Source organism: Rhizobium sp. CRRU65, from assembly GCF_048551595.1.
Classification (GTDB): Bacteria; Pseudomonadota; Alphaproteobacteria; order Rhizobiales; family Rhizobiaceae; genus Rhizobium; species Rhizobium leguminosarum_J.
Genome location: NZ_JBLYZH010000022.1, coordinates 114397 through 126871, shown reverse-complemented (window position 1 = coordinate 126871; position 12475 = coordinate 114397). Strand labels below are relative to the sequence as shown.

Genomic DNA, 12475 nt, shown 5'->3' with positions numbered 1-12475 from the left:
TGTCATCACCCGCCCCCGCTCCGCCCTTTCAACCCGGCCCAGCCGGCCGGATCGGGGGCTGACCGACGGTGCTAGTGTCGCGTTTCTAACTGGCTGGCGAAGTCGCAGCGCTATTCAGCTTTGACAATTTGTGTAGCCGCAAAGTTAAAGTGTCCTGTTTCCGCAAAGTTGGAATGTCACTCTCCCTTTGTTTGATGACCTGGGAGATTGCGGATGGGACTGATTGCGATGAGCAAGCGTGATCTGCAGCGGATCGAGGTTTTGTCGAAGGTGGTCACGGACACATGACGATGGTAGCGGCAGTGCATGTGCTCACTCGGGATCTCGCCGGGGCGAACTGATCCGTCACATCCTACGGTTCGCGTATTGCGTTATCGAGGCCACGCAGCAGCGGATACAGGAAATAGGAGATCACCGTACGGTTGCCGACCTTGATTTCCGTGGACACGGTCATGCCGGGAAGCAGCCGCACCGGCATGCCTGCGGCATTCAGCCGGGTATCGGCAAGCAGGATCCGCGCCTTGAAGAAGGGGGCGGCCGGCTGGCTCGGGGTCTCTGTCTGCTCCTGTTGGCCGGTGAGGAAGGTGTCCTGGCTGATGGTTCTCACCTCGCCCGTGGCGGTGCCATATTTCTGGAAGGGATAGGCGTCGAGCTTGATGCGGGCTTCCTTGCCGACGGCTACGCGGCCGATGTCGCGCGTGTTGATCGAGACTTCGGCTTCGAGCGGCACGTTGATCGGCACCAGCGTCACGACCGGTTCCGCTTCGCGCACCACTGAACCGACCGAGCGGTGGGCGAGATCGAGCACGACGGCATCGGCGGGTGCGGTCAGCGCCACCATGTTGCGGCGCAGTTCCATCTTTTTCAGTTCCTCGTCAGCCATGTCACGCTGGCCGCGCAGTTCCACCAGTTGCTCCATTGCGGCGCGGCGGAAATCCTCGATGAAGGCCTGGCGGTCGGCTCGGAGCTTGGCATAGGCGTGGGCGGCCTCGTCTGCCCGGCCGCGGACGGCGGTCAGGTCGGACTCGACGTCAAGGCGGGCGTCACGCGAGCCGAGCAGCGTGATCAGCGAGCCGCTCTGCTTGTTATAGAGCCGCTCCCGGGCTGCCTCGATCTGAGAGAGCCCATCGCGCCTGTCGTTGAGCACGGCCTCCTGGTTCCTGCTCGCCGCAAGAGCGGCCGACTGGCCGGCGATTTGCTGCTCGAAATTCTGCAGCTGCGCCATGTAGAAGGCCTGTCGCTGGCCGAAGAGCTGCGCCTGCAGCACCTGGTCGGGCGCATCTCCCGCCATCTTCGTGTAGTCGTCGCCGGCAAGCTCGGCCTCGATGCGCCTCACCTGCGCGTCGAGCGCGGAGAACTTCGCCTGCTGCTGGTCGACATCGGCCTGGCTGAAAGTGGCGTCGAGGGTCGCGAGCGTCTGCCCGGCATGCACCACTTCGCCGACCTTCACCTCGATCGTGCGGATGATCGAGGTTTCGAGCGGCTGGACGACGATCGTTGGCTGGGTGGTGACGAGCTTGCCGGGCGCAATCACCACCTCATCGATCGACGAGACCGAGGCCCAGATGATCGCCGAAACAATCAGCGCCGTCACGCAGTACAGCGTCATCCTTGCAATGCGCGGCGGGGCGCGTTCCTCCAGCTCGACGGCGTCGGACTGGAATTCTGCAATTGCCGGCGGCAACGGCGGGCGGGCGGTGAGCTCCCTGCCCTTCCCCGAAGGGCCCTTGTCTGAAGGGCCTTTGCCTGAAGGGACCGGCAGGTTTTCGCTGGGTTTTCTAATGTGGGCGTTCATGCGACCTGCCTCATCTGCTGGGACCACAGGTGACGATAGGTCATGCAGCGCGATACGAGCTGATCATGCCGGCCGATATCGGCGACCTTGCCACGCTCGATGACGAGAATGGCATCGGCATCGACGAGCGTCGAAAGCCGGTGCGAGACGATGATGACGGTGCGGCCGGCGGCGATGCGGCTCAGATTATCGCGGATGATCGCCTCACTGTCGGGGTCGAGAGCGCTCGTCGCCTCGTCGAAGATCAACAGCTTCGGATCGGTGATAAGCGCGCGGGCAATGGCAAGCCGCTGCTTCTGGCCGCCTGACAGGTTGGAGGCGTTTTCCTCCAGCATCGTGTCAAAGCCGCGCGGCAGGCGCTCGATGAACTCCTCGGCGCCGGCGATGCGGGCGACTTCCATGATCTCTTCGATGCTGGCATCGGGCTTGGCGGCGGCAATATTCTCGCGCACCGAGCCGCGAAACAGGAAACTATCCTGCAACACGACGCCGATGCTCGTTCTCAGATGCACGAGATCGATCTCGCGGCTGTCATAGCCATCCATGCGCACGAGCCCTTCCTGGCTCTGATAGAGCCCCTGGATGAGCCTTGTGATCGTCGTCTTGCCCGAGCCGCTCTTGCCGACCACGCCGAAGAGGCAGCCCGCGGGAATGGCGAAAGAGACATTGTCCAGCGCCGGCGCGCTATCCGGGCCGTAACGGAAGCTGACCCTGTCGAATTCGATGCGGCCCTGCAGATGCGGCCGAACACCTCGCCCACGGCCCGCCTGCTCCGGCCGCTGGTTCATGATCTCGCCGAGCATGCGCACGGAGAGCGCGACTTCCTGATATTCGTGCACCATTGTGACGATCTGCACCAGTGGTCCCGAGACCCGGCCGGCGAGCATGTTGAAGGCGACCAGCGCGCCGATCGTCATCGCGCCGCTGAAGACATCGAGCGCGCCGAGGCCGATGATTGCGACGCTCATCAGCTTCTCCAACAGCCCGGTCATCGCCTGGGCGATGGTCGAGATCTTGTCGACCCGGAAACGCACGGAGATCGACTGGGCCGAATAATCGTCCCACACCTTGCGCTGGCGCGGCTCCAGCGCCAGCGATTTGACGGTGCGCATGCCGTGCACGGTTTCCACCAGCAATGCCTGCCGGTCGCCTTCGGCCTGGTAAAGCGCCTGCAACCGGCGCTGGAACGGCCCGACGAGCATCATCACCACGAGCCCGACGAGGGCGGCGAAACCGAGCACGACAAGCGTCAGCTTGACGCTGTAGAGAAGCAAGATCGGCACGAAGACCAGCAGCGAAACGCCGTCCAGGAGCGTAAGAAACAGCCGGCCGGTCAGGAATTCGCGGATGCGCCCGGTCTGCTGCATATGCTTGACGAGAACGCCGGCCGAGGCATGCTCGAATAGCGCGATCGGCAGATTGAGCAGATGGCCGAAGGTGCGGGTCGCGACGCGGATGTCGATCCTGTTCGTCGCATAAAGCAGCAGATAACGGCGCAGGAAGGTGAAGGTCGCGTCGAAGACGAGCGCGATCGCGATGCCTACCGTCAGAACCGTCAGCGTCGCATAGCTCTGATGCACCAGCACCTTGTCGATGACGAGCTGAAAGAAGATCGGCGTCGTCAGCCCCAGCCCGTAAAGCACGAAGGCGGCGAGCGCGACGTCGCGGAAGAAGCTGCGCTGCTTGATGATCTCGGGGACGAACCAGCGGAAGCCGAAAGGCCGATCCTCATCGGACATGCGATAGTTGCGCTTCAGCAGGATCACCGATCCGAGCCAGGCCTTGGCGAACTGCTCTTCGCTGAGCATCATCACCTCGGCGCGTGATGCCAGCGGGTCGAGAACGCGGATTCTCTCATCCTCCCCGCTCCCGACAGCGCCGGCGATGACCACCCAATTGCCGTTCGTCAGCTCAGCGAGCACCGGGAAGGCCTCGCCGAGTTGGAACAGGGATCGCCAGTCGAGCGTCAGATGCCTTGCTCTGAGGCCGGCATCCTTGGCCATTCGCAGCAACTGCCGCATGGCAACGGGATCGTTGCCGACGGCATAATCGTGCTGCAGTCGTTCAGGAGCAAGATCGACGCCGTGATGACGCGCTACGAGCGCAAGACAGTGCAGGTTGGTATGCAGAAAACTACTCATGGCCCACCCGAAACAATACGAGACCGAGGCTTCGATTTGAAAAGTTAGAGCGTCTTTGTGCGTCCGAATGGACGCACGGCGCTCTAGACCTGTTTTATCAGTTGAAGTTCGGCGAGGCGTTCGAAGCGCCAGCCTGCACCGTCTGAATATCGGCAGCCGCCGCAGCTGGCATATCGCCGATGCGACGGACCGCACCCGACTCGACCAACCCGCCAAGCGCCTTCTGCATGAGATCGACGGCATTGGCGAAGGCATCGACCGGCATGATGATTCGCTGGCGGAAGACCGGCTTCGGATTGTTGTTGGCGTCACGATCGGTGGCCGAGAGCGACATCAGGTCGATGCGCACGATCGTTCCGGTGATGGTGATTTCGCCGATGCCATCTGCATAAAGTTCGTTGCTCATTGTTCTCTCCTCCAGTTGATAATCAAAACGTCTTCACCTTAGGGCGCCTTACGTCCATTAGGACGCTCTAACTATTTGAATGTGCGTGCTGCCACGCCGGAAACGGGTCCCGAAGCCCGGCGGCGGTCTGCGGATCGAAGCCTGTCTCCTCACCGGTCAGGCAGTCGTCGAGCGCGGTGCGGATTGCGTCTTCGTCGAAGCCGGCGCCGATGAAAACGAGTTCCTGGCGGCGGTCGCCCCAGACCTCGTTCCAATGCCGGTCGATGAGTTGGTGGAACTGCGGATAACGCGGCCATTGCGCCTTCGGCACGGACGCCCACCAGAAACCCTTGGTGTCGATGCGGCATTGCGTACCGGCAATCGACAGCAGGCCGATCTCGTCGGGCCTTGTCGCCAGCCAGAAATGCCCCTTCGCCCGGATGAGGCCCGGCCATTTCCTGTCGAGGAAATCGCTCAGCCTCGAGGGATCGAATGGCCGGCGGCTGCGATAGACGAAGCTCGAGATGCCGTATTCCTCGGTCTCAGGCACATGCTCGCCCCAACCGAAGAGCTCCTTGTGCCAGAGGGGATGGCGGGCGGCTCTCGCTTCGCTGAAGAGGCCGGTATTCAGGATGGCGTCGAGCTTCAGCCGGCCGAAGCCAGTCTCGATGACGCGGGCATCGGGGTTGAGTGCGGCAACGATGCGGTGAACCTCGGCAAGCGCTGCAGGCGGCACATCCTGCGCCTTGTTGATGATCACGACATCGGCAAATTCGATCTGCTCGACGAGCAGTTCCACCAGCTTGCGCTCGTCGTCTCCGTCCCGGCTCTCGCCGCGATCCCTTAGGAACTCCGCGCTCGCATAATCGGCCAGAAGATTGATCGCATCGACGACGGAAACCATCGTGTCGAGCCGCGCGACGTCGCAGAGGGCTGCCCCGCTCTCGTCGCGGAAGGAGAAGGTGGCTGCGACCGGCAGCGGCTCGGCAATGCCGGTGCCCTCGATCAGCAGATAGTCGAAGCGGCCGGCGCTAGCGAGCCGGCGGACCTCGCTCAGAAGATCGTCGCGCAAAGTGCAGCAGATGCAGCCATTGGTGAGCTCCACCAGCGTCTCGTCCATCCGCGACAGGTTGGCTCCGCCGTCACGGACGAGATCGGCATCGATATTGACCTCGCTCATGTCGTTGACGATCACGGCGACTCGACGTCCCTCGCGATTGTGCAGAACATGATTGAGCACCGTCGTCTTGCCGGCGCCGAGAAACCCGGCAAGGACCGTGACCGGAAGTCTGTTGTCTGCACTCGTCATCGGTACTCCCCGCTCGCTTTTTCTACGCCGCGAGCTGCGGTCTGAATGCTACGTCCACATAGTAGTTTGTGCTGTTATAGCTGGCGCTCGGGAACAACCCGCTCGACCCATAGGCATAGACGCCGTTACTGCCACTGAGCGCCTTCAAGTCGCCGTTCGTCACATCGGTGCTGAAGTAATTGCCGGTCGCCGAATAATTGCCGTTGGTGCTGTAGGAAACGACATAGGTCGTATCCGCGGCGACCTCGACCTGCTGGGTGAGCGTCGCGGTCTGCCAGCCGCTTGCCGTTTCGTTGCTGAAGGCGACGCTACCGAGCAGCGTGCCCGAGGCAGTCCAGAGATAGCCGTTATGCGGGCCCGTATTGTCGGCACCCTTGTAGAAGCGGATGCCGGTGATCCAGCCTGCCGTATCGGCCTGGAATTTCACGCCGAGATTGACCTGCTGATTGTCGTTGGTGGAGACGATTGCAGGCGTTGCATTGGCGGCAAAGACGTTCTGCTCCGGGCCTGCAGCCGGGTTGTTGATGATGAGCCCAACCTGGGCCGTGGCCGTACCGCCCTTGCCGTCTGATATCGCGTAGCTGAAGCTCGCCGGTCCCGAATAGGCTGCGGTCGGCGTGAAGGTCACCGTCTGGGCCTGGGCATTGTATGCGACCGAGCCGTTGACGCCGCCGCTGACACCAGTGATCGTGAGCGGATCGCCATCGGCATCGCTGTCGTTTGAAAGCAGCGCCGACGCCTGGATGGTGATCGGCGTGCCCGTATTGGTCGAGTAGCCGCTGTCATTGGCTGCGACCGGAACTGCATTCTGCGCGCCCTGCTGATAGAGCACGTCCACCCAGTAATTGCTGGCATTGTAGGAGGCGGTCGGGAACAGGCTGCCCGTGCCATAGGCATAGACGCCGTTGCCGCCGCTGACCGAACTTGCCGGCGCCGTCAGCGCGCCGCTCGTATAGTCCGTCGTGAAGTAGTTCGCGGTTGCCGAATAGAAGCCGTTCGAATGGTAGCTCGCCACATAGGTGACGCCGGCCGTGACATTGATCGGCTGCGTGAAGGAGACCGTCTGCCAGCCGCTTGCCGTCTCGTTGATGAAGGTTGCCTGGCCAAGGAGCTGGCCGCTCGTGGTCCAGAGCGAGCCGACATGCGTGCCGGTATCCTGAGCGCTCTTGTAATAGGTGAGCCCCGTGATCTGGCCGTTGGCGGAAGCGATGAACTTGACGCCAAGTTCGACCGAGTTGGCGTCATTGGCGGCGGCTGCACCCGACGTGTCGGCGCTTGTAAACAAGCTCGAGGTCGTGCCGCCGCCGGGCTGCGAATTGACAGTGAGGCTGACGGTGGCCGAGGCCGTGCCGCCATGGCCGTCCGAGATCGAATAGGAGAAGCTTGCGACGCCCGTATAGCCCGAATTCGGCGTGAAGATCACCGTGTTGGTCTGGCTGTTGAAGGTCACCGTTCCGTTGACCGCGCCATTGGCGCCAGTAATGTTCAGCGGGTCGCCATCGCTGTCGCTGTCGTTGGCAAGCAGCTTGGCCGCGGTAATCGACAGGGCCGTGTTGGCATAGGTCGTGTAGCCGTTGTCGTTGGCGGCAACCGGCACCGTGTTGCCCGTCGACTGGTTGAAGACGACATCGACCCAGTAATTCGACGACTGGTAGCTCTGGGTCGGGAAGGTCGAGCCCGATCCGACGGCATAGACGCCGTTCGTGCCGGCCAGCGCCGTCAGCGAGCCGTTGGTATGCGCCGTGTTGAAATAGCCTGCCGTTGCCACATAGCTGCCGGTCGTGTGGTAGGAGGCGACATAGGTCGCACCCGCCGTGATCTGCAGCGGCGTGGAGAAGGTTGCTGTCTGCCAGCCGGAAAGCGAGTCGTTGGTGAAGGTGACCGTGGCGACGAGCGTGCCGTCGGCCCTCCAGATAGAGCCAGTGTGCACACTGGTGTCGCCGGCGGCCTTGTAATAGCGGATGCCCGAGATCGTGCCGTTTGTGGAGGCGACGAACTTCATGCCGAGTTCCATCGCCGTATTGTCGTTGAAGCTGCCGCCGGTCGGTCCCTCACTCCCCGTAAACAGCGTCTCGCCGGCCGGACTTGGCTGAACGGTGAGGCTGACATTGCCCTGGTCCGTGCCGCCGCGACCGTCCGACAGCGTATAGGTGAAGCTTGCCGGGCCCGAATAATTATTCGCCGGCGTGAAGGTGATGGCTCCGGTCTGCGTATTGAGAGCAACCGTGCCGTGGAGCGCATTGCCGACGGCGGTGATGGTCAGCGCATCGCCATTGGCGTCGACATCATTTGCCACGAGTGCGGCAATCGAGATAACAAGCGTTCCGTTATGGCCGATGATCAGCCCGCTGTCGTCGGTGGCGACCGGCTGGCTGTTGGGGCCGGCATCGAACACCACGTCCACCCAATAGTTCGAGCCACCGGGGTTCTGACCGGGGAACGTGCTGGTGCCGCTATAGGCAAAGACGCCGCCGCCATCGACGGCCTGCAACGCGCCGCTGGCATAGGGCTCGTTGAAATAATTCTCGGTGACGGAGAAGAATCCGTTGCTGTGATAGGACGCCACATAGGTCGTGCCGGCGGCGATCTGAATCGGCGAGGAGAACATCACCGTCTGCCAGCCGGAGAGCGATTCACCCACGGACACGCCTGTTGCGAGCAGCGTTCCGTCGCCGGACCAGAGGCTGACGACGTGGTCGCCGGTATTGTAGAAGCCCTTGTAGAAGCGGATGCCCTGCACCGAGCCTGCCGTCGTTGCCTGGAAGCGCAGGCCGAGCTCGACCGGATCTCGATCGATTGCCGTTTCGACCGCAGGCTTTTCCGCCAGCGTCCACAGGCCCTGTGTGCCCGGCAGGGTGACCGTAACCTGCTTGCCGGCCGATGGTGCCTCCAGATTGACGCTGTCGTCGACGGCGCGCGACAAGATCGTATAGGTGCCGCTCGCCTGGACGACCCAGTTATAGCTCCAGCTCTCGCGGCCGGTGGCCTTGAACCAGTGCTGGCCGCCATCGGTGGAGATCTCGACACCGGCAATGATGCCGCCGCCGAAATCCTGCGCCGTGCCGGTGATGGTGACGCGCTGCCCCTCGACAAAGCTTGCGCCGATGATCGGCGAGCTGATCGACGAGGTCGGCTTCAAGGCGTCGGTCGATTGAGTCGCGAGAATCAGGCTCGCATCGAGCGTGGTCGGCTGGATGCCCATGTCCGCGAACATGTTGACCATCGCCTGCTGCACGTTGGGATCAGTTGGCGTCTCCGCTCCCTGGTGGTTGGCGTTCAGGCCCCAGGACCAGAAGACGGTGCCGGCGCCGAAGACGAGCGCGCCGCTTTCGGCCCGGTACATGGTGAGGCTGTGGGTCGCCACCGCATCGCCGACCGTCGTGCCGTAGTCGCGCAGATAGGTGCTGACCGCGATGGAGGAGAGCGACAGATTGATGAGGCCATCCGGCCGGAAGCCGTTCTCGACGTCGGAATCCCACTCGTAACCGAGCAGGTTCTGCACCAGATTATAGGTCTCGCCTTCCTGCAGCTCGGCGACATCGGTGTTGCGCCAGAAGCGCAGGTTCGAATAGTCGTAAGGGATGGTGATCGTATCGGAACGGTAGCTGTCCACTTGGAACATCGTGCCGGTCAGCGAATTCTCCGGCTCCTGCCCCGGATCGGCATAGCGCGGATCACGCCAGGTGCCAGTGCCGGTACTGCTCGGGTCCGTGCTCGTGCCCCAGGTTTCTTTATAGCAGACCATCGTGCGGTAGGCCTGACCGCTGCCGTCGATACTGCTTTCCCAGCGCACCTTCCAGTAGCACTCGTTGCCGCTCCAGAAGGCGAGGTTTACACCCGCATCGCGGGCCGCCTCGACATTGGCGCGCTGCTCGGCCGACCAGTATTCGTCATGTCCGACTGAGAGATAGGCATCATGGTTCAGCAGCAGGCTGCCGCTGCGCGTCGCATCGACGCCGGAGATATAGGAAACATCGTAGCCGTTCTGCTCCAGCCACTGGATAGCCGAAGACTCGACGCCGAAGATGAAATCATGCGAGCCGCCGATCGGGCTGGTATTGGTGATGATTGGGCGGTTGTAGCTGACGGCCGAGGCGCGGCCGATCGCGGTCAGCCCGCAGCTGCAGTTCGGCGGCAGGTAGCCGATCATGTCGGCCGGATCGACGGGGACTTCGCCGTAATAGAGGCTGGCGCCGCCCCAGGCATTATAGGCCTGCCAGGTGGTATCGGATGTCTGGAAGACGATATCGCTGGTCGAGGCATCGTCGCGCACGACGAAGGGGATGATGCTTGCATCCTCGGTGCCATCCTCGCGCACGAGCTTGGCGAAATAGACGCCCGAAACGGCGTCGTCGGGAATCTCCCAGCTCGCCGATACCGACCAGTTGCCGCAATCGATGAGGCCGAGCGACATGTCGACGATCGGGTGCGGCTGGATCTGCGCCGATGTCAGCGATTGCTCTATCGAGTCGACCTTGCGCGCGCCGGCTCCGCCGTAATAGCCAATGCGGTAAATATCGATGCGGTAGTGGGTGGAATCGGTGGCGATCTTGAAATCCACCGTCTGGCCGATATTCGTGCTGATTTCGGTGGCAAAACCCTGAATGGTGCCACCGCCATCGCCCTCCAGACCCCACTCGCTGATCGGGTTGCCCTGTTTCAGGTTTTCGAGCGCGATTTTGTTGGGCGTCGCCGCAGCCGAAACCGCCGCCATCGGTGCCACCGGTGCCGCCAGTGCCCCCAATGCTGTCGGTGGCGCGGTCGTCTCAGCAGAAACGTCCTGGCTCGGCTCCAGAGAGACAGATGCTATCGAGGCCTGAAGGCGCAACGAAGTCGTGCCGAGACTGCTGGAAGAGCTGACCGGCGCCGCCGTCTTGGCGCTTCCGGTGTCGGCATCGCTGGTAACACCCGTCAGCGCGGGAGCGGCGGGCAGTGTGGCCGCCTCCTCGGAGGGATCCGGGGCAAGCACGGTGCGTTGCGATGTCGAGGAAGGCGTCTGGAACACCGTCGCAGCGGACGCTGTCTTCGTGACACTGTCTTGCGCGCCGCTATCTCCCGCAGCCGCCGGCATCGCCGTCGACGATGCGGAGGACGATTGTAGGTCGCCTGATGAAATCAGGGAAGATGTGACAGTGCCGGAGAAAGAGGATTGGACGGTTGCGCTGTCCTGATTGGCAAAGCCGTAGGAACCCTGAGTGCTTGAAGACACCACGGTCGCAGTTCCAACCAATGCGGTCCAGACAGAGGGTGGGTGACAGACGCTCGGCGTGCCGCCGGCAGTACTTAGATATTCGCGATTCCTCACATGAAATCTCAGCAAGAGCGGCGTCCCCGTTTCCCGTCGACCAGCATTGGACGAAATCATCCTGCCAGCTTTCGAAGGGGAACGTACGACAGCAATCTGGGGTATTTGGGTGATACTCCGTACTCCGATATGATGACCCACACCGCATACCCGACCCGACAAGCCCGCAAAGCAGCCTCCGGCTACTGCTCAGCGGCCGACTCTGGGTGAAGAGAAATTCTAGTTCGGTATTGTCTCGCCGGTCCGGCCGGTCGAGCCGGTACTTTTGCGTCGACCCCGGTACTCCCGCGTCCCGTGCTACCAGGCCGGAAACGGATCTTCGAGAGCCGACCAGTCCCGCGGGTCCGAGCTGGCCAGGCAGTCGTCCAACGCGGTGCGGACGCCTGTCTCGTCCATATCAACACCGATGAACACGAGCTCCTGCCGACGGTCGCCCCAAGCGCTGTCCCATCGGCTCTCGAGATGCTGGCGAAACTGTTGATGGCTGGGCCAGTCTTGTCGGGGAACGGCCGCCCACCAGAGCCCCATAGGCTCACAGCGCCGTTGCACCCCGGCAACCGACATCAGACCCACGTGACGCGGGCGCGTGGCAAGCCAGAAATGGCCTTTGGCGCGGATTACCCCCGGCCAGGGCTCGTCCAGGAATGCTCGAAACCGCTTGGGGTCGAAGGGACGTCTCGTGCGATAGACAAAGCTCGATACCCCATATTCCTCCGTCTCCGGAACATGATCGCCCGGATTGTACAGTTCCTTGTGCCACAACGGGTGAGCGGCGGCTTTTGCTTCATCGAAGAGGCCTGTACTGAGGACGGTTGCAAGAGAAACCTTGCCGAAGTCCGTCTCCACCTGGCGGGCATCCGGGTTGAGTGCAGCCACCGTCTTGCGGACTTCCGCGCGGATCTCCTCGGTCGCATCGGAGATCTTGTTGATCACGACAATATCGGCAAACTCGATCTGGTCCACCAACAGGTCGATAAGCGTCCGCCGATCCTCGCTGTCGCGCTGCAGGCCGCGATCGCGAAGCAGATCAGCGCTGGTGTAGTCGGCCAAGAGGCTTGTGGCGTCGACGACGGTCACCATCGTGTCGAGTTTCGCAAAATCGGAGAGCGAAACACCGTTTTCGTCGCGGAATGAAAAGGTTGCCGCGATAGGGCATGGCTCCGCAATGCCGGTCCCCTCTATCAACAGATAGTCGTATCGCCCCTCTTCGGCCAGTCGCCGCACTTCCGTCAGGAGATCGTTGCGCAGGGTGCAGCATATGCAGCCATTGCTGAGCTCGATCAACGTCTCCGTCGTATGCGACAGGTTACAGCCGCCGTCTCGAATAAGACTAGCGTCTATATTCACTTCGCTCATATCGTTGACGATGACCGCGACCCGCAGGCCCTCGCGATTGGTCAACACGTGGCTGAGAAGCGTCGTCTTGCCGGCGCCGAGAAAACCCGAGAGCACCGTCACCGGCAGCCGGTCGACGCTGTTTATCAGCATCCCTTGAATGAGGGCATTCGGAGCGACTGTCATTTGCGTTTTATGAGCCTCA

6 protein-coding genes are annotated in these 12475 nt (G+C 62.3%); all 6 read right to left on the bottom strand.

The genetic code is table 11. The features are described from left to right. Positions 1–352: 352 nt before the first annotated feature. On the bottom strand, positions 353–1795 hold the full coding sequence (locus ACM5SV_RS32720) for an HlyD family type I secretion periplasmic adaptor subunit (protein WP_012760106.1): 1443 nt from the start codon (positions 1793–1795) through the stop codon (positions 353–355). Next, on the bottom strand, positions 1792–3936 hold the full coding sequence (locus ACM5SV_RS32715; RefSeq protein ID WP_017997150.1) for a peptidase domain-containing ABC transporter: 2145 nt from the start codon (positions 3934–3936) through the stop codon (positions 1792–1794). Before ACM5SV_RS32715 ends, ACM5SV_RS32720 begins: the two co-directional genes overlap by 4 nt. 97 nt (positions 3937–4033) lie before the next feature. Next, complete coding sequence (locus ACM5SV_RS32710) at positions 4034–4342, bottom strand: hypothetical protein (RefSeq protein WP_012760108.1); 309 nt, start codon at positions 4340–4342, stop codon at positions 4034–4036. A gap of 67 nt (positions 4343–4409) precedes the next feature. Next, positions 4410–5630: a GTP-binding protein gene (locus ACM5SV_RS32705; protein WP_017997149.1), complete on the bottom strand. Its 1221-nt coding sequence runs from the start codon at positions 5628–5630 to the stop codon at positions 4410–4412. A gap of 22 nt (positions 5631–5652) precedes the next feature. Then, positions 5653–10995, bottom strand: a complete 5343-nt coding sequence (locus tag ACM5SV_RS32700; RefSeq protein ID WP_017997148.1) for a DUF4082 domain-containing protein — start codon at positions 10993–10995, stop codon at positions 5653–5655. A gap of 237 nt (positions 10996–11232) precedes the next feature. Further along, positions 11233–12456 carry a GTP-binding protein gene (locus ACM5SV_RS32695; protein ID WP_017997147.1) on the bottom strand — a complete coding sequence of 408 codons (1224 nt, stop codon included), beginning with the start codon at positions 12454–12456 and terminating at the stop codon, positions 11233–11235. Between the last annotated feature and the right edge of the window lie 19 nt (positions 12457–12475).

Coding starts and splice junctions, on each gene's coding strand:
- ACM5SV_RS32720 (WP_012760106.1), bottom strand. CDS start 1,795: ATGAACGCCCACATTAGAAAACCCAGCGAAAACCTGCCGGTCCCTTCA.
- ACM5SV_RS32715 (WP_017997150.1), bottom strand. CDS start 3,936: ATGAGTAGTTTTCTGCATACCAACCTGCACTGTCTTGCGCTCGTAGCG.
- ACM5SV_RS32710 (WP_012760108.1), bottom strand. CDS start 4,342: ATGAGCAACGAACTTTATGCAGATGGCATCGGCGAAATCACCATCACC.
- ACM5SV_RS32705 (WP_017997149.1), bottom strand. CDS start 5,630: ATGACGAGTGCAGACAACAGACTTCCGGTCACGGTCCTTGCCGGGTTT.
- ACM5SV_RS32700 (WP_017997148.1), bottom strand. CDS start 10,995: ATGATTTCGTCCAATGCTGGTCGACGGGAAACGGGGACGCCGCTCTTG.
- ACM5SV_RS32695 (WP_017997147.1), bottom strand. CDS start 12,456: ATGACAGTCGCTCCGAATGCCCTCATTCAAGGGATGCTGATAAACAGC.